General features: G+C 75.0%; 15 protein-coding genes. 3 read left to right on the forward strand and 12 right to left on the reverse strand.

Annotated features, from left to right (window positions below; genetic code table 11):
• Nucleotides 1-95 precede the first annotated feature (95 nt).
• From ACF1ED_RS28080 to ACF1ED_RS28090, 3 genes are all read right to left on the reverse strand, one after another.
• Nucleotides 96-2429 (reverse strand): sodium-translocating pyrophosphatase, encoded by a 2334-nt coding sequence (locus tag ACF1ED_RS28080; RefSeq protein WP_391765075.1) that lies wholly within the window; start codon nucleotides 2427-2429, stop codon nucleotides 96-98.
• Between the two features lie 386 nt (nucleotides 2430-2815).
• On the reverse strand, nucleotides 2816-3274 hold the full coding sequence (locus tag ACF1ED_RS28085; RefSeq protein ID WP_391765077.1) for an ATP-binding protein: 459 nt from the start codon (nucleotides 3272-3274) through the stop codon (nucleotides 2816-2818).
• A 12-nt stretch (nucleotides 3275-3286) separates the two neighbouring features.
• Nucleotides 3287-3640, reverse strand: coding sequence for an STAS domain-containing protein (locus tag ACF1ED_RS28090; RefSeq protein ID WP_030749286.1), 354 nt, complete (start codon nucleotides 3638-3640; stop codon nucleotides 3287-3289).
• Nucleotides 3641-3720: 80 nt separating this feature from the next.
• Here ACF1ED_RS28090 and ACF1ED_RS28095 point away from each other — a divergent pair, with 80 nt between their 5' ends.
• A complete protein-coding gene (locus ACF1ED_RS28095) occupies nucleotides 3721-6246 on the forward strand; it encodes a DEAD/DEAH box helicase (protein ID WP_391765079.1) in 2526 nt (841 codons plus the stop codon).
• Here the strand turns inward: ACF1ED_RS28095 and ACF1ED_RS28100 are convergent.
• The 7 genes from ACF1ED_RS28100 to ssd form a co-directional block, all read right to left on the reverse strand.
• On the reverse strand, nucleotides 6140-6667 hold the full coding sequence (locus tag ACF1ED_RS28100; RefSeq protein WP_391765081.1) for an Rv3654c family TadE-like protein: 528 nt from the start codon (nucleotides 6665-6667) through the stop codon (nucleotides 6140-6142). The two genes, ACF1ED_RS28095 and ACF1ED_RS28100, sit on opposite strands and share 107 nt — an antisense overlap.
• Nucleotides 6553-6918 carry a TadE family type IV pilus minor pilin gene (locus tag ACF1ED_RS28105; protein ID WP_391765083.1) on the reverse strand — a complete coding sequence of 122 codons (366 nt, stop codon included), beginning with the start codon at nucleotides 6916-6918 and terminating at the stop codon, nucleotides 6553-6555. The genes ACF1ED_RS28100 and ACF1ED_RS28105 overlap by 115 nt, the downstream gene beginning before the upstream one ends.
• Entirely contained in the window at nucleotides 6905-7126 is a 222-nt protein-coding gene (locus tag ACF1ED_RS28110; RefSeq protein ID WP_391765085.1) for a DUF4244 domain-containing protein, read from the reverse strand. The genes ACF1ED_RS28105 and ACF1ED_RS28110 overlap by 14 nt, the downstream gene beginning before the upstream one ends.
• Before the next feature lie 44 nt (nucleotides 7127-7170).
• The gene (locus tag ACF1ED_RS28115) at nucleotides 7171-7770 is read right to left on the reverse strand and encodes a type II secretion system F family protein (protein WP_391765087.1); all 600 of its coding nucleotides are present in this window, start codon (nucleotides 7768-7770) and stop codon (nucleotides 7171-7173) included.
• A gap of 202 nt (nucleotides 7771-7972) precedes the next feature.
• On the reverse strand, nucleotides 7973-8824 hold the full coding sequence (locus ACF1ED_RS28120) for a type II secretion system F family protein (RefSeq protein WP_391765262.1): 852 nt from the start codon (nucleotides 8822-8824) through the stop codon (nucleotides 7973-7975).
• Nucleotides 8825-8829: 5 nt separating this feature from the next.
• Nucleotides 8830-10047: a TadA family conjugal transfer-associated ATPase gene (locus ACF1ED_RS28125; protein ID WP_391765089.1), complete on the reverse strand. Its 1218-nt coding sequence runs from the start codon at nucleotides 10045-10047 to the stop codon at nucleotides 8830-8832.
• Nucleotides 10044-11162: a septum site-determining protein Ssd gene (gene ssd, locus ACF1ED_RS28130; RefSeq protein ID WP_391765091.1), complete on the reverse strand. Its 1119-nt coding sequence runs from the start codon at nucleotides 11160-11162 to the stop codon at nucleotides 10044-10046. Before ssd ends, ACF1ED_RS28125 begins: the two co-directional genes overlap by 4 nt.
• Nucleotides 11163-11624: 462 nt before the next feature.
• Between ssd and ACF1ED_RS28135 the strand changes: the two genes are divergently transcribed.
• Nucleotides 11625-12479 (forward strand): HAD family hydrolase, encoded by an 855-nt coding sequence (locus tag ACF1ED_RS28135; protein WP_391765093.1) that lies wholly within the window; start codon nucleotides 11625-11627, stop codon nucleotides 12477-12479.
• Nucleotides 12480-12812: 333 nt separating this feature from the next.
• On the opposite strand, the gene ACF1ED_RS28140 is transcribed toward ACF1ED_RS28135, so the two are convergent.
• Nucleotides 12813-13631 (reverse strand): oxidoreductase, encoded by an 819-nt coding sequence (locus ACF1ED_RS28140; RefSeq protein ID WP_391765095.1) that lies wholly within the window; start codon nucleotides 13629-13631, stop codon nucleotides 12813-12815.
• A gap of 102 nt (nucleotides 13632-13733) precedes the next feature.
• Here ACF1ED_RS28140 and ACF1ED_RS28145 point away from each other — a divergent pair, with 102 nt between their 5' ends.
• On the forward strand, nucleotides 13734-14717 hold the full coding sequence (locus ACF1ED_RS28145) for an ATP-binding protein (RefSeq protein WP_391765097.1): 984 nt from the start codon (nucleotides 13734-13736) through the stop codon (nucleotides 14715-14717).
• Between the two features lie 328 nt (nucleotides 14718-15045).
• Here the strand turns inward: ACF1ED_RS28145 and ACF1ED_RS28150 are convergent, their stop codons facing one another.
• Entirely contained in the window at nucleotides 15046-16374 is a 1329-nt protein-coding gene (locus tag ACF1ED_RS28150; RefSeq protein ID WP_391765099.1) for a hypothetical protein, read from the reverse strand.
• Between the last annotated feature and the right edge of the window lie 124 nt (nucleotides 16375-16498).

Consider the following 16498-nt stretch of genomic DNA (forward strand, 5'->3'; position numbering starts at 1 on the left):
GTACGAGTGATTCCTCCCGTGTTGAATCCGTTTGACCCAAGCGGCACCAGGGCTCCGGGCATCCCGCCCCTCCCGGAAATGAGACGGACGCCACGTCAGGCCACGGCCACCGGGCGCCGTTTGGAGGCCCAGACGGCGACGACCACCACGAGCAGCGCCAGGACCGCGATCCCGGCCCGCGCCCAGGCGTTCGCGTCCTCGCCGTAGCCGAAGCGCACGACGGCCGGGGCGATCAGCAGGGCCACGAGGTTCATCACCTTCAGGAGCGGGTTGATCGCCGGTCCCGCGGTGTCCTTGAACGGGTCGCCGACGGTGTCGCCGATCACCGTCGCCTCGTGCGCCGGGCTCCCCTTGCCGCCGTGGTTGCCGTCCTCGACCAGCTTCTTCGCGTTGTCCCAGGCGCCTCCGGAGTTGGCCAGGAAGACCGCCATCAGCGCGCCGGTGCCGATCGCCCCGGCGAGGTACGCGCCGAGCGGGCCGACGCCGAGCGCGAACCCGACCGCCACCGGGGCGGTGACGGCGAGCAGCCCGGGCGTGGCGAGTTCGCGCAGCGCGTCCTTGGTGCAGATGTCGACGACCCGCCCGTACTCCGGGAGTTCGGTGCCGTTCATGATTCCCGGGTGCTCGCGGAACTGCCGCCGCACCTCGTACACCACCGAACCGGCCGACCGGGAGACCGCGTTGACGGCCAGTCCGGAGAAGAGGAAGACGACCGCCGCGCCGAGGATCAGCCCGACGAGGTTGTTGGGCTGCGAGATGTCCATGGAGAGGGTGAGTTCGCCGGCCCGGGCGCCGACCTCGGCGACCGAGGTGGCGATGGCGTCCCGGTACGAGCCGAAGAGCGCGGCGGCGGCGAGGACGGCCGTCGCGATCGCGATGCCCTTGGTGATCGCCTTGGTGGTGTTGCCGACGGCGTCCAGCTCGGTGAGGACCTGCGCGCCGGCGCCCCGCACGTCCCCGGACATCTCGGCGATGCCCTGCGCGTTGTCCGCGACCGGGCCGAAGGTGTCCATGGCGACGATCACGCCGACGGTGGTGAGCAGTCCGGTGCCGGCGAGTGCGACCGCGAAGAGCGCCAGCATCACGGAGGCCCCGCCGAGCAGGAACGCGCCGTAGACGGCGAGGGCGATGAGCAGCGCCGCGTACACGGCGGACTCCAGGCCGATGGCGACGCCGGCGAGGACGACGGTGGCCGGACCGGTGAGCGCGGAGCGGCCGATGTCCTGGACGGGGCGCCGGCCGGTCTCGGTGAAGTAGCCGGTGAGCCGCTGGATGAGCGCGGCGAGCACGATTCCGATGGCGACGGCGACGAGGGCGAGGACCCGCGGGTCACCGTCGTGGCCGGTCAGCCCCGGCTCGGTGACGCCGGCCAGTCCGGCGTAGGACGACGGCAGGTAGACGAAGGCGGCGACGGCGACGAGGACGAGGGAGACGACCGCGGAGACGAAGAAGCCGCGGTCGACGGCGCGCATCCCGCCGCGGTCGGAGCGCCGGGGCGCGACGGCGAGGATGCCGATGACGGCGGTGAGGACTCCGATGGCGGGCACGACCAGCGGGAAGACCAGGCCGTGGTCGCCGAAGGCGGCCTTGCCGAGGATGAGGGCGGCGACCAGGGTGACGGCGTACGACTCGAAGAGGTCGGCGGCCATGCCCGCGCAGTCGCCGACGTTGTCGCCCACGTTGTCGGCGATGGTGGCGGCGTTGCGCGGGTCGTCCTCGGGGATGCCCTGCTCGACCTTGCCGACCAGGTCGGCGCCGACGTCGGCGGCCTTGGTGAAGATGCCGCCGCCGACCCGCATGAACATGGCGATGAGGGCGGCGCCGAGCCCGAAGCCCTCCAGGACCTTGGGCGCGTCGGCGGCGTAGACGAGGACGACGCAGGCGGCGCCGAGCAGCCCGAGACCGACCGTGGACATGCCGACGACCCCGCCGGTGCGGAAGGCGATCCGCATCGCCCGGCGGGCGGCCTCGGCCGGGTCACGGCCGGGCTCGCCGGGGCCCGGGGACGCCTCCCGCGCGGCGGCCGCGACCCGGACGTTGGCCCGGACCGCGAGGCGCATCCCGACGTACCCGGTGACCGCCGAGAACAAGGCCCCGACCAGGAAGAACAGCGAACGCCCGGCCCGCTGCGACCAGGAGTCGGCGGGCAGCGCCATGAGCAGGAGGAAGACGACGACGGCGAAGAGGCCGATGGTGCGCAGCTGGCGGGCGAGATAGGCGTTGGCGCCCTCCTGCACGGCGGCGGCGATCCGCCGCATCGCCGGGGTGCCCTCGTCGGCCTTGAGCACCTGCCGGCCGAAGAGCCGGGCGGTGACCAGTGCGGCGAGGGCGACCCCGGCGACGACGGCGACGATCGTCCGGTTCCCGCTGGTGAGCACCGCCGCGGCGAGGACGGCGGGGGCCTGGGCCAATTCCGGTTCCGGGTGCATGGGCACGGATCATAGGCAGCCGAAGCAGGACAAACCGCCTCCCGTAGGCGGCACCCCGCCGGAATCCATCGATTGCCCCGAGCCCCCACGCAAAAGAGGCCGCACGGGGCGGGGCGGACTGGGGGGGCAGGGTGGGCTGGGACGAGGCGGGCTGGGGCAGGGCGGGCCGGACTGGGACGGGCTGGGGCGGCCCGAGGCGAGGCCGGGCTGGGGCGGGCCCGGGCCAGGCGAGGCGAGGCGAGCGAGGCGGGCCGGAGCGAGGCGAGGCGGGCCAGGGGCATACGGGAAGAGGCCCCGCCATGGGCGGGGCCTCTTCCGGCACGTCTACATCTGCGTCCCGTGGCGCGCCCGCGCCTCGGGCGCGGGACGGACGGGACGGAACGGGGTCAGGACAGGACGTCCGCGTCCGTATCCGCCGGCGTGGTGGGCCAGCTCATCCGGATGGTGCCACCGTCCTCGCCGGCGGTCACCTCGACGTCGTCGACGAGCCCGCGGATCACCGCGAGACCCATCTCGTCCTCACCGTCGGCGTCGTCGGACTCCCCGGCCGGGGCCTCGGCGCGCGCGCCGGGGACACCGGCCGCCGCGCCCGCGACCGGCACTTCGTCACCGACCTCGATGGAGAACGTCTTCTCCTCCTCGGTCAGCACGACCCGGATGGGCGTGACGACGCCGTTGCCACGGTGCAGCCCGACGGCGCGGGAACACGCCTCGCCGACGGCGAGGCGCACCTCGTCGAGGACCGCCTCGTCCACCCCGGCCCGACGGGCGACCGCGGCCGCCACCAGGCGGGCCGTACGCACGTGCTCGGGCTGGGCGCTGAAGCGGAGTTCAACGGTGGCCATGGGATCCCCCGGTCAGTCGACCGCGTTGACGGCCTCGTCGACCGACGTGTGGATCGGGAAGACCTTGGTGAGGCCCGTGATCCGGAAGATCTTGAGGATGCGCTCCTGGTTGCAGACCAGACGCAGCGAGCCCTCGTGCGCGCGCACGCGCTTCAGCCCACCGACGAGCACACCGAGTCCGGTGGAGTCGAGGAAGTCCACTCCCTCCATGTCGACGACCAGGTGGTAACTGCCGTCGTTCACCAACTCGACCAACTGCTCGCGCAGCTTGGGCGCGGTATAAACATCAATCTCGCCACCGACCTCGACGACCGTACGGTCGCCGCCAGCTCCGGGCACAGTGCGAGTCGACAGGGACAGGTCCACGGATCCTCCAGCACCTTGCTATCGGGCGTTCGCCCCTCTGAGTCTCCCGGGCGGAGTCAGAGAACGAATCGCCAGCCGCGATGGCATTCAATCACTTACCAGCAGCCATGCACGACGCCTTGGGAGCATTGTCCGTCACGCCGGTGACACACTCGGTGCCGATGGCCAAGAATCACCGCACCGCTCGACCCGCCGGGGACACGGGCAGCCGCCCCTCCCCGCACCGGATCCTCGAACGGCTCACCCCGGGCGAGAGCCGCGCCGCGCGCATCACTCATATGGAGCACATGCCCGCTCGGACGGGACGGCATGCCGTCTGGCCGGACCGGATCCGTCCCGAAGTGATCGCCGCGGTCCAGGAGGCCGGGATCGACCATCCCTGGGCCCACCAGGCCGAGGCCGCCGAGCACGCCCTCGACGGCGAGTCCGTGGTGATCGCCACGGGAACCGCCTCGGGCAAGTCGCTCGCCTACCTCGCCCCCGTGCTCTCCACCCTCCTCGACGGCGCGGAGGCCGCGAACGGGCGCGGGACGACCGCCCTCTACCTCTCCCCCACCAAGGCACTCGCCGCCGACCAGCGGCGCGCCGTCCGGGAGCTCGCCGCCCCGCTCGGCAACCGGATCCGCCCCGCCGTCTACGACGGCGACACCCCGGTCGAGGAGCGGGAGTGGGTCCGCCAGTACGCGAACTACGTCCTCACCAACCCCGACATGCTGCACCAGGGGATCCTCCCCGCCCACCCCCGCTGGTCCTCCTTCCTGCGCTCGCTGCGCTACGTCGTCATCGACGAGTGCCACACCTACCGGGGCGTCTTCGGCTCCCACGTCGCCCAGGTCCTGCGCCGGCTGCGCCGGGTCTGCGCCCGGTACGGCTCCGATCCGGTCTTCCTCCTCGCCTCCGCCACCTCCGCCGACCCGGCCCGCGCCGCCGGCCGCCTCACCGGACTGCCCGTCACGGAGGTCTCCGACGACGCCTCCCCGCGCGGCGAGCTGCTCTTCGCCCTGTGGGAGCCGCCCCTCACCGACCTCCACGGCGAGCGCGGCGCGCCGGTCCGCCGCACCGCCACCGCCGAGACCGCCGACCTCCTCACCGACCTCACCCGGCAGGGCGTCCGCACGGTCGCCTTCGTCCGCTCCCGGCGCGGCGCCGAACTGATCTCGGTGATCGCCCAGGAACGGCTCGCCGAGACCGACCGGGCCCTCGCCCGCCGGGTCGCCGCCTACCGGGGCGGCTACCTGCCCGAGGAGCGGCGCGCCCTGGAGCGGGCCCTGCACTCCGGGGAACTCCTCGGCCTCGCCGCCACCACCGCCCTGGAGCTGGGCGTGGACGTCTCCGGCCTCGACGCCGTCCTCATCGCCGGCTACCCCGGCACCCGGGCCTCCCTGTGGCAGCAGGCGGGCCGGGCGGGCCGCTCCGGCGAGGGCGCCCTCGCCGTGATGATCGCCCGCGACGACCCGCTGGACACCTTCCTCGTCCACCACCCGGAGGCGATCTTCGACCAGCCGGTCGAGTCGACCGTCCTGGACCCCGACAACCCCTACGTCCTCGCCCCCCATCTGTGCGCCGCCGCGTCCGAACTCCCGCTCACCGAGACCGACCTCGCCCTCTTCGGTCCCGCCGCCCCCGGCCTCATGCCCCAGCTGGAGGCGGCCGGGCTGCTGCGCCGCCGCACCGGCGGCTGGTACTGGACCCGCCGTGAGCGGGCCGCCGACCTCGCCGACATCCGGGGCGGCGGCGGCAGCCCGGTCCGGATCGTGGAGGAGGGCACCGGCCGGCTCCTCGGCACGGTCGACGAGGCCGCCTCCCACACCGCCGTCCACCAGGGCGCCGTCCACCTCCACCAGGGCCGCACCTACCTGGTGCGGAAGCTGGACCTGGAGGACTCCGTCGCCCTCGTCGAGGAGGCCGTCCCGCCGTACTCGACCACCGCCCGCGACACCACCTCCATCCGCGTCCTGGAGACCGACTCCGAGATCCCCTGGGGCGCGGGCCGCCTCTGCTACGGCTCCGTCGAGGTCACCAACCAGGTCGTCTCCTTCCTGCGCCGCCGGCTGATCACGGGCGAGGTGCTCGGCGAGACCAAGCTCGACCTGCCGCCCCGCACCCTGCGCACCCGGGCCGTGTGGTGGACCGTCACCGAGGACCAGCTCGACGCCGCCCGGATCACCCCGGAGATCCTCGGCGGCGCCCTGCACGCCGCCGAGCACGCCTCGATCGGCATGCTGCCGCTCTTCGCCACCTGTGACCGCTGGGACATCGGCGGGGTCTCCGTCCCGCTCCACCCGGACACCCTGCTGCCGACCGTCTTCGTGTACGACGGGCACCCGGGCGGCGCCGGGTTCGCCGAACGCGCCTTCCACACCGCCCGGGCCTGGCTCTCCGCCACCCGGCAGGCGATCGCCTCCTGCGAGTGCGAGGCGGGCTGCCCCTCCTGCATCCAGTCCCCCAAGTGCGGCAACGGCAACGAGCCCCTCCACAAGCGGGGCGCCGTCCGCCTCCTCACGGAACTCCTCCGGGAGGCCCCGCAGGCGCCCGGGCCGGAGGAGGCCCCACCGGAGCCCGGGCCGGAGGAGGGCCCAGCGGGCCGGGTCCCGCCCGGGCCCTGACCGTCGGGGCCCACGCCCCGCGGACCACCCGCGCCGTCACCTCCGCCTCGGCGCCCGTCACCCCGCAGCGGACCAGCTCGGCGCCCTGCGCGGCGGCCACCCGGCCGGCCGCCGCGCACGCCTCCGCCTCGCCCCACAGGGCCCGGTCGGCGGCGGCGAGGGCCGCGAGGTCGGCGGCTCCGCCCGCCCGGTGCCGAGCGGCCACCGCCTGCCCGAGCGCCAGCACCGCCCCGAAGAGCACGCACAGGGCGCAGGCCGCGAAGGCCGTCCACACGCTCGCGGCACCCCGGTCTCCGCGTCCCCGCCTCACACCGGCCCACCTCCCCCGACCGAGTCCTCGGCGAGGGTCGCGGCCCCGGCCCGCAGGGTCACGCCGAGGCCGCCCGGCCCGGGCGCGGCGGACTCCACCGTCACCCGCCACAGGTCGCCCTCCCGCGCCACCGCCACCCGGGCCCCCTCGGGAGCCGTCGCCCGGGCCACGGCCGCCACGACCGCCGCGGGCTCCGACCTGGCCGCCGCCCGCGCCCCGGCCCTGGCGGCGTCCACGCACCGGATCTGCGCGGCGGACGCGGCCAGCGCCCACAGCAGCGCCATCGCGAAGAGCGCCAGCACCGGCAGCACGACCGCCGCCTCCACGGTCACGAAGCCCCGGTCCCGCTCAGAACGGCGCATCGAGGGCCTTCGTGACCATCGCCTGCAAGGCGCCCGAGACGCTCCCGCTCGTCATGACCCCGTAGAACAGGGCCGCCACTCCCGCCGCCGTCAGCAGCCCCAGGGCGTACTCGACGGTGCTCATGCCGGTGTCGGTCCGCAGGGCCGCCCGCCGGGTCGTCCAGAACCCCCGCAGCGCCTTCCGCGTCCACCTGTACGTCGTACCCATCTCCACTCTTCCTTCCGTTCGGTCGCTTCGTGTCATGTCGTCGTTCAAGGGCCGAGCAGGCCCCGCGCCAGGCCGATCACCACGGGGGCCACCCCGACCGCGAGGAACGCGGGCAGGAAGCACAGCCCCACCGGGGCGCTGATCAGCACCTGGGCCCGGCGGGCCCGTGCGGTGGCGGTGCGGGCGGCTGCGGCCCGCAGCACGGCCGCGTGCCGGGCCACCGCGTCCGCGGCGGGTGCTCCGGAGGCGCCGGCCCGTTCCAGGCAGCGCGCGAGCCCCTCGGCGCCCGGTATCGCGCCGAACGCCGCCCACACCCGGGCCGGTTCGCCGCCGAGCCGGAGCTCGGCGGCGGTCCGCAGCAGCCGCTCCCCGAGCGGGCCGCCCATCGACCGTCCGACGGCCTCCGCCGCCTCTCCGGGCCCGGCGCCGGCCGAGGCGCAGGCGGCCAGCAGATCGGCTGCCAGCGGTAGTTGACGCACGGCTTCGCGCTCCACGGCCGCTTCCCGGGAGACGGCGGCCCGCCGCAGCCACCACCGGGCGCCGAGCATTCCGCCCGCGCCCGCCGGCAGCACCGCCACCGCCCCGAACAGCGCCCCCGCGCAGAGCGTCGCGCCGACGACCGCGGCCCACACCGGGACCGGCACCGCCCGGAGCCCGGCCGCCAGCCGCGCCCTCCGATGCTCGGACGCCCCTGTGGGCTTCCCTGCGGGCCCACCGCCCGCGGCTGCCGTCAGCCCGCCGAGGCGGCGCCGGGCGCCCCTCACGCGCCGCTCCCGTGCCAGACGGAGCCAGGCCCTGCCGAGCAGCCAGCAACCCAGGAGCAACAGCGGCCCTGACCGCGTCAGTTCACTTCGCACCGCCGCCTCCCCGCACGATCCGCGCGGCCCACCACAGCCCGGCCGCCTCCAGCGCGCCTCCGAGGAGGAGGCAGGCCCCGCCGGCGGGGGTGTGGAGCATGACCCGCAGCGGGTCGGCGCCCAGGGCCGCGCCCATGCCGATCCCCGCCACCGGGAGGACGGCGAGCACGGCCACCGTGGCCCAGGCCCCGGCCAGTTCGGCCCGCAGCCCCTCGCGCCGCTCGTGCTGCTCGCGCAGGGCCGTCTCCAGCCGGCCGAGACCGGCGGCCAGGCCCGCGCCGCTGTCGACGGCCACCTGCCAGCAGGCCGCCAGCCCCGCGAGCCCCTCGGCGCCCTCCCGGCGGGCCGCCCTCCGCAGCGCCTCCGGCACGTCACCGCCGAAGCCGAGCGCGGCGAGCACCCGCGCCTCCTCCGGGCCGAGGGCGTCGGTGCGGCGGGCCGCGTAGGCGAGGGCCCGGCCGGGCTGGGCGCCCGCCCTCAGCTCACCGCCGGCGGTCTCGCACAGCGCCACCACCCGTCCGGCGAGCGCCTCGCGCTCCTTGCGCCGGCCCGCCGCCCGCAGCCGTCGTCGCGCGAGCGGGACGGCCAGCACGCCGGCGGCCAGCGGCAGCAACGACTCCCCCAGCAGCGCGATCAGCCCCGCGACGGGCAGGCACAGCCACTCGGGCCGCGCCCGGGCCGCCGCCCACCGGCGGGCCAGGGCCTCCCGGCGGCCGGCGCCGCGTCCGGCCCCCTCCCCCGGGAGCAGGGCCCGCGCCCGCAGGACGGCCCGGCGGTGCCCCACCGTCCGCCACCCGGCGAGCAGGGCGGCCGGGAGGAGCCAGAGCCCGGAGTGCGACACGGCCGTCACGAGGCACCTCCGACGAGCGAGCGCAGCCGGGGCCAGCCCCGCTCCCGCTCGAAGCCGGCCGGGTCCCAGCGGAGTGCGGGCACCGTGCGCACCAGGCCCTCCCGGTCCCGCTCCAGGACGTGGACCTCGGCGATCCGGCGCCGCCCGTCGGGGTCCCGCACCAGGTGCAGGACGGCGGACAGGCCCGCGCCCAACTGGCTGTGCAGGGCGGCCCGGTCGAGTCCCGCCGCGGTGCCGAGCGCTTCGAGCCGGGCGGGGACGTCGGAGGCCGTATTGGCGTGAAGCGTGCCCGAGCCGCCCTCGTGTCCCGTGTTCAGGGCCGCGAGCAGGTCGACGGCCTCGCCGCCGCGGACCTCGCCGACCACCAGCCGGTCGGGCCGCATCCGCAGGGCCTGGCGGACCAGGTCCCTGAGGGTGACGAGTCCGGCGCCCTCCTGGTTCGGCGGCCGGGCCTCCAGGCGCACCACATGGGGGTGGTCCGGGCGCAGCTCGGCCGAGTCCTCCGCGAGGACGATCCGCTCCCGCTCGCCGACCAGGCCGAGCAGGGCCGCGAGGAGCGTCGTCTTCCCGGTGCCGGTGCCCCCGCTGACCAGGTACGACACCCGGGCGTCGATCAGTGCGCGCAGGATCCGGTCGCCGCCGGGCGGCACCGTCCCGGCGGCGGTCAGCTCCTCCAGGGTGAAGGCCCGGGGGCGCACCACCCGCAGCGAGAGGCAGGTGGAGCCCACGGCGACCGGCGGGAGGACCGCGTGCATGCGGGTGCCGTCGGGCAGTCGCGCGTCCACCCACGGCCGGGCGTCGTCGAGGCGGCGTCCGGCCACCGCCGCGAGCCGCTGGGCGAGCCTGCGGACGGCGGCGGCGTCCGCGAAGACGACGGGAGCCCGCTCCAGGCCGGCGCCCCGGTCGACCCACACCCGGTCGGGCGCGGAGACGAGCACGTCGGTGACGTCGGGGTCGGCCAGCAGGGCCTCCAGCGGCCCCGCGCCGGTGAGTTCGCAGCGCAGTTCCTCGGCGGCGCCCAGCACCTCGGCGTCCCCGAGGAGCCGTCCCTGGGCCCGCAGGGCGGCCGCCACGCGGGCCGGGGTCGGCTCGGCGCCGCTCGCCGCGAGCCGCTGGCGCACGGCGTCGAGCAGCCCCGCTCCGCCCGTCCGGGCGGCCGGACCGCCACCGGGGACGGTCGCCGTCCCGCCCTCCAGCGCGCCCGCCGCGGTCATGCCGCACCGCCGGCGGGCAGCGCGCGCTCCCAGAAGGCGGCGCAGAAGCGGCCCAGCGGTCCGCGGGGTTCGGCGCCGGGCGGGCCGCCGGTGTCCTGGTCCGCCAGGATGCCGGGGTCGTAGGGGAGTTCACCGGCGAGCGGCAGCCGCAGGGCGTCGGCGACCCAGCGCTCGTCGAGCCCCGCCGCGTACGGCCCCCGGACCACGGCCCGCAGGTCGCGGACGGCCATGGAGAGGGTGCCGGTGATCCGATGGGCCGCGGCGACCGCCCGCAGTTCGCCGGGGACGACGAGGAGTCCGAGGTCGAGCTGGGCCAGGGCCTCGGCGCCGGCCTCGTCGACGGCGCGCGGCAGGTCGACCACGACCACCCCGCCCCCGCGGCGCGCGGCGGCGAGCACGGACCGGACCGCGTCGGGCGGCACGGCTCCGGTGGGCTCCCGGCCCCAGCTGAGCACCCGCACGCCCCGGGCGGCGGGCAGCGACTCCTCCAGGGCGCCGCCGGCCAGCCGTCCCTTGGAGGCGGCGAAGTCGCCCCACCGCCTGCCCCGCTCCCGCTCGGCGCCGAGGAGCACGTCGAGGCCCCCGCCGAGCGGGTCGCCGTCGACGAGCAGGCTCCGCCTTCCGGTGCGGGCGGCGGCGAGCGCGAGCCCGCAGGCCAGGGTGGATGCGCCGGCGCCGCCCCGGCCTCCGATGACGCCGACGGTCAGCGCCGTGCGGCCGACTCCTTCGGCGGCGTCGGCGATCCGCTCGACGAGCAGGGACTCGGCGCCCGGCAGCCGGAGCACGCTGTCCGCGCCGAGCTCGACGGCGAGCCGCCACACCTCCGGGTCCTCCTGGGCGCGCCCGACCAGGACGACCCCGGGCCGGCGCACGGAGCCCCGGCAGCGGGCTGCCGCGTCCTCCCCGACCAGGACGAGCGGGGGATCGCTCCAGCTCGCCCGCCGCTCGGGCACCCGGTGGTGCACCTCGGGCTCGACGCCGGCCGCGGCGCAGAGCCGCAGCAGGTCGTCGAGGAGGACGACGTCCTCGGTGACGATCAGCGGGCCGGGGCCGCGCACTCCCCGCCCGTCCCGCGCCGCGTCCTCGTGATCCGTTCCTCCCGTGCGGGAAGTCATCGGTTCCTGCATCGCGCACGCTCCTCTCGTGATTCCTGCGGGCCGCGAACTTCGCGACGGGAATCACCGTGAGGCCGTACGGGAAATCGTGCGGACTCCACCGAAAAACTGTGGACAATCCACTGCCTGTGAATAACTCGACCACCCGCACGAGGGCTGCCCGGAACGCAGTCCGACGGCTACGCTGAGTGACGAATCGGGAGGCCGCCGCGTCCGGAACGACTGTGCGGATGAGGGCGCGAGAGAGGGGAGCGAGCGATGGCTCGGCGTATGAAAACGGCTCCGGACATGCGACGACCCCCGCCGGGGGGGAGAGCGGGGGTCGTCTCTCCGGCCGACTCGGGGGGGGAGGAGCCGGACCGGGTTAGCACGGTCGCGAACGATCCGTGACTTCCATGGTGTACCCGAGAGCCTTCTCAGGCAAACCCACGCGCCCCAGCGTACGCCGAATGGCGGGCACCTATGCTCAGCGTTGTGGAAAACCACTCCTTGCCGCGCACAGCCGCCTTCTTTGACCTGGACAAGACGGTCATTGCGAAGTCCTCGACGCTGACCTTCAGCAAGTCCTTCTACCGGGGCGGTCTCATCAGCCGCCGCGCCGCCCTGCGGACGGCCTACATCCAGTTCGTGTTCCTCGTCGGCGGGGCCGATCACGACCAGATGGAGCGGATGCGCGAATATCTTTCCGCGCTCTGCAAAGGCTGGAACGTGGCCCAGGTCAAGGAACTCGTCGCCGAGACCCTGCACGACCTGATCGACCCGATCATCTACGACGAGGCCGCCTCCCTCATCGAGGAGCACCACGCCGCCGGCCGCGACGTCGTGATCGTGTCCACCTCCGGCGCCGAGGTGGTCGAGCCGATCGGGGAGATGCTCGGGGCCGACCGCGTCGTCGCCACCCGGATGGTGGTCGGCGAGGACGGGTGCTTCACCGGGGAGGTGGAGTACTACGCCTACGGCCCGACGAAGGCCGAGGCGGTCCGCGAGCTGGCGGAGTCGGAGGGGTACGACCTCTCCCGCTGTTACGCCTACAGCGACTCGGCGACCGACATCCCCATGCTGGAGGCCGTCGGGCACCCGTACGCGGTCAACCCGGACCGGACGCTGCGCCGCGAGGCGGTCGCCCGGGAGTGGCCGGTGCTGGCCTTCGACCGGCCGGTGCGGCTGAAGCAGCGGCTGCCGGCGCTCCGGATGCCGCCCCGTCCGGCGCTCATGGCCGCCGCGGCCGTGGGCGCGGCGGCGGTCACCGCCGGGCTCGTCTGGTACGCCGCCCGTCGGCGTCACAGGGCCGCCGCGGCGGTCCTCGCCGGGCCCTGACCGCTCGTCCCGGTTTCAGGCGGTACGGAAACCACGCGAAGAAGCGGATCCACCACTTTCGCTTACCGGCTGACAGGAGTAGAAAGGAATCAGGCCCGCGAGACCTGGGACATCCGAGAGGATCACCTGTTGAGCATCAAGGCCCCACGGACCTGACGCACAAAAACCTGGCACCCACGCGACGTCGACCCGTCGATTACGGGCCAGCCGCACCAGGCGAAGGGCAAAGCACCCCGCCTGATGGGCACATATCGAGGACGCTTGGTAACTGGGTGGACGTGCCAGCGGCGGTACTGATCATCGGTACCGCCGCAACCCATGTCCGGGGTCTTCTCAGGCCGCGCCGCGCTGGAGCGCCTCGCAGACCGCCGTCGACTCCCTGACCCCGAGCCCCACCGATCGCCCGCAGTGCGCGATCCAGCCGCCGACGCCCTCGGGGGTGCCGGTGAGGTATCCCTCGAAGGCGGCCGCGTAGGCGGCCCGGCCCTGCTCCGCGTGGCCGACCTCGGCGGGGCAGATGCCCTTCGGGTCGAGGCCGCTCCCCTCCAGGACGATCCGCTCCGCGGCGCGGGCGACCAGGCCGTTGTGCGAGGTGAAGGGGCGCAGGGCGAGCAGTTCGGCGTGGACCACCGCGGAGACGACCAGCGCGGGGGCCTCGCTTCCCGCGACGACGAGTTCCGCGAGGCCGTCGAGCCGGGCGGCGACCTCGTCGGGGCCCGGCAGCGGGGCCTCGATCAGCGGCTCGGCCACGGTCTCGCCGAGCCGGCGGGGGCGGCCCGTCGCATCCTCCTGCTCGCCCGCGGCGACCAGGTGCAGCCGGGCCAGCACCCGCAGCGGCGACTGGCGCCAGATGGAGAGCAGCTGGCCCGCCTCGGCGCTCAGGCGCAGGGCGGCGCCGACGGTGCGGGCCTCGGGGTCGGCGCTGAAGTCGGTCCTGCGGCGGACCTCCTCCAGGGCCCAGTCCGCGCCGGCCAGCGCGGCCGAGCCGCGGGCGCCGCGGAGCGCAGCCTCGGAGGCGATCTCGTTGCTGCGGCGGCGCATCACGCGGTGGCCGTAGACCCGGTCGACGGCCTTGCGTACGGAGTCCACCGCGTCGGCGACGCCCGGCAGGGAGCCGAGGGCGGCCAAGGGGTCAGAGGCGTGCGTACTCATAGGTAAGGAGGCTACGCGCCCCGGCGTCCCGCCCCACGAAGGAGTGGTCTTCTTCATAGACCGCGACCACACGCCGCGTTCATGCCACTACGCTAGGTGAACATGAAGATCGCTTTCGTCGGGAAGGGCGGCAGCGGCAAGACGACGCTGTCCTCGCTCTTCGTCCGCCACCTCGCCGCCACGGAGTCGCCGGTCATCGCCGTCGACGCGGACATCAACCAGCACCTGGGGGCCGCGCTCGGCCTCACCGAGGCGGAGGCGGCCGCCCTGCCCGCGATGGGCGCGCACCTGCCGCTCATCAAGGAGTACCTGCGCGGCAGCAATCCGCGGATCGTCTCGGCCGAGACGATGATCAAGACGACACCGCCGGGGGAGGGCTCGCGGCTGCTGCGGGTCCGCGAGGACAACCCGGTGTACGAGGCGTGCGCCCGTCCGGTCCGGCTCGACCCCGGCGAGGTGCGGCTGATGGCGACGGGCCCGTTCACCGAGGCGGACCTCGGCGTGGCCTGCTACCACTCGAAGGTCGGCGCGGTGGAGCTGTGCCTGAACCACCTGGTGGACGGGGCCGGCGAGTACGTGGTCGTCGACATGACGGCCGGCTCGGACTCCTTCGCCTCGGGCATGTTCACCCGCTTCGACATGACCTTCCTGGTCGCCGAGCCGACCCGCAAGGGCGTGTCGGTGTACCGCCAGTACAAGGAGTACGCGCGGGACTTCGGCGTCGCGCTGAAGGTCGTCGGCAACAAGGTGCAGGGCCCGGACGACCTGGACTTCCTGCGCCAGGAGGTCGGCGAGGACCTGCTCGTCACGGTCGGCCACTCGGACTGGGTCCGCGCGATGGAGAAGGGCCGTCCGCCGCGCTTCGAGCGGCTGGAGCCCGAGAACCACCGCGCGCTGCGGACCCTGCGGGAGGCGGCGGACGACTCGTACGCCCGCCGCGACCGGCACCGCTACACCAGCCAGATGGTCCACTTCCACCTCCGCAACGCGGAGAGCTGGGGCAACGCGAAGACCGGGGCCGACCTGGCGGCGCAGGTCGACCCCGACTTCGTCCTCGGCGAACCGGCCACCGCGGCGGCCCACTGAGCCACCCGGCACCCACCGAACCGGACCGGGCCGGACCACCACCCTCCGCCGACGAACCCGGCAGACCACCGCCGGACGGAGTCCGGCACGCCCCCCCGAAGCCCGGGAGGCGCCCCGGCGCCGAGCGGTGCGAGCGGGGGCCGCCGGAAGAGGGGGCCGGGGCCGACCTGGCGGCGCAGGTCGACCCCGACTTCGTCCTCGGCGAACCGGCCACCGCGGCGGCCCACTGAGCCACCCGGCACCCACCGAACCGGACCGGGCCGGACCACCACCCTCCGCCGACGGCTCCGGCGCTCCTCGCGAAGCAGCCGTCGGCGGCGGCGGGGGGTTAGCCGCGGGCGGGCTGCTGCGCCGGGGCGGCGGCGGGGGCCGGGGGCCGGGCCGCCAGGAAGGCGGGCCAGCCGCCGGCGGGGGCTTCGCCGACCTTCAGGGTGCGCATCTTGGCGATGACGGCGGGGTCCTGGGCGTCGAGCCAGTCCGCGAGCTGGCGGAAGGAGACGCACTTGACGTCCTTCTGGACGCAGACGGTGGCGATGGTCTCCTCGATGGCGCGCATGTAGGTGCCGCCGTTCCAGGACTCGAAGTGGTTGCCGATCACGACCGGCGCCCGGTTGCCCCGGTAGGAGCGCTCGAAGGCCTGGACGAGGCCGTCACGCATCTGGTCGCCCCAGTAGCGGTGCATGCCGGGGTCGCCCTGGGTCGTGCCGGGCGACTGGTTGACCATGAAGTTGTAGTCCATCGACAGGGTCTGGAAGGCGCGGCCGGGCACCGGGACCAGGTGCATGGAGAGGTCCCAGAGGCCCTCGTCCTTCTTCGGCCAGATCTGGTCGTTGACGCCACTGGTGTCGTAGCGGAAGCCCAGTTCGGCGGCCGCCTTCACGAAGTTCGCGCGCCCCTCCAGACAGGGCGTGCGGGCGCCGACGAGCTCCTTGTCGTAGTCGAAGGGGAGCGGCTGCTCGGCGCGCAGGCCGGCGTTGGTCTTCCAGTTCTTGACGAAGGACTTGGCCTGCCGGATCTCGCTCTTCCACTCCTCCACGGACCACGTGCCCACGCCGCCGTCGGCGCCGCAGAAGTGCCCGTTGAAGTGGGTGCCGATCTCGTTGCCCTCCAGCCACGCGCCGCGCAGTTCGCGGACGGTGTCGCGGATGCCCTCGGTGTCGTTGAAGCCGATGTCGGAGCGGCCGGCGGAGTGCTGGGGCGGGTCGTACATCGCCCGCTTCTCCTCCGGCAGGAGGTACACGCCGCTGAGGAAGTACGTCATGGTCGCGCCGTACTTCTTGCCGACGTTCCGGAAGTGCGAGAAGAGCTTCTGGCTGTCCTCGCCGGCGCCGTCCCAGGAGAAGACCACGAACTGCGGCGGGGCCTCGCCGGGCTTCAGCTTCTTCCAGACCGGCTGGTGGGGCTGGGCGCCGGTGTAGGCGGTGGAGCCGTCGCCGATCAGCCGGACGGCGCTCTCCGGCGCGGCGGCGGGATCCTTCTTGGCGCCGGCCCCGGCCCCGGCTTCGGCACCGGCCCCCGCGCCGGTGGCGCCCTCGGCACCCGGGCCGGAGGGGGCCGGCTCCGAGCAGCCGGCCAGACCGCCGACCAGGGCGACGGTGAGGGCGCCGGCGGCCAGCGCCTTCCTCCGGAACGTACTTCCTCGCACGGCGGCTGACATCCGCCCACCTCTCCTCTGGCGACTACCGGTCTGGCGACATGAACTGCGAGCTGCGAGCCACGAGCTGCGAGCCACGAGCTACGAGCGGCGTCAACGTCGCACCCGGCCGGCCGGAGCGATGAAA

Source organism: Streptomyces sp. NPDC014656 (assembly GCF_043084305.1).
GTDB lineage: Bacteria > Actinomycetota > Actinomycetes > Streptomycetales > Streptomycetaceae > Streptomyces.

What these genes read in the sequence shown, in the direction of transcription:
- ACF1ED_RS28105 (WP_391765083.1), bottom strand. Translation starts at nt 6,918, where the DNA reads ATGCGCCGTTCTGAGCGGGACCGGGGCTTCGTGACCGTGGAGGCGGCG.
- ssd (WP_391765091.1), bottom strand. Translation starts at nt 11,162, where the DNA reads ATGACTTCCCGCACGGGAGGAACGGATCACGAGGACGCGGCGCGGGAC.
- ACF1ED_RS28095 (WP_391765079.1), top strand. Translation starts at nt 3,721, where the DNA reads ATGGCATTCAATCACTTACCAGCAGCCATGCACGACGCCTTGGGAGCA.
- ACF1ED_RS28080 (WP_391765075.1), bottom strand. Translation starts at nt 2,429, where the DNA reads ATGCACCCGGAACCGGAATTGGCCCAGGCCCCCGCCGTCCTCGCCGCG.
- ACF1ED_RS28145 (WP_391765097.1), top strand. Translation starts at nt 13,734, where the DNA reads ATGAAGATCGCTTTCGTCGGGAAGGGCGGCAGCGGCAAGACGACGCTG.
- ACF1ED_RS28140 (WP_391765095.1), bottom strand. Translation starts at nt 13,631, where the DNA reads ATGAGTACGCACGCCTCTGACCCCTTGGCCGCCCTCGGCTCCCTGCCG.
- ACF1ED_RS28110 (WP_391765085.1), bottom strand. Translation starts at nt 7,126, where the DNA reads ATGGGTACGACGTACAGGTGGACGCGGAAGGCGCTGCGGGGGTTCTGG.
- ACF1ED_RS28125 (WP_391765089.1), bottom strand. Translation starts at nt 10,047, where the DNA reads ATGACCGCGGCGGGCGCGCTGGAGGGCGGGACGGCGACCGTCCCCGGT.
- ACF1ED_RS28135 (WP_391765093.1), top strand. Translation starts at nt 11,625, where the DNA reads ATGCTCAGCGTTGTGGAAAACCACTCCTTGCCGCGCACAGCCGCCTTC.
- ACF1ED_RS28085 (WP_391765077.1), bottom strand. Translation starts at nt 3,274, where the DNA reads ATGGCCACCGTTGAACTCCGCTTCAGCGCCCAGCCCGAGCACGTGCGT.
- ACF1ED_RS28150 (WP_391765099.1), bottom strand. Translation starts at nt 16,374, where the DNA reads ATGTCAGCCGCCGTGCGAGGAAGTACGTTCCGGAGGAAGGCGCTGGCC.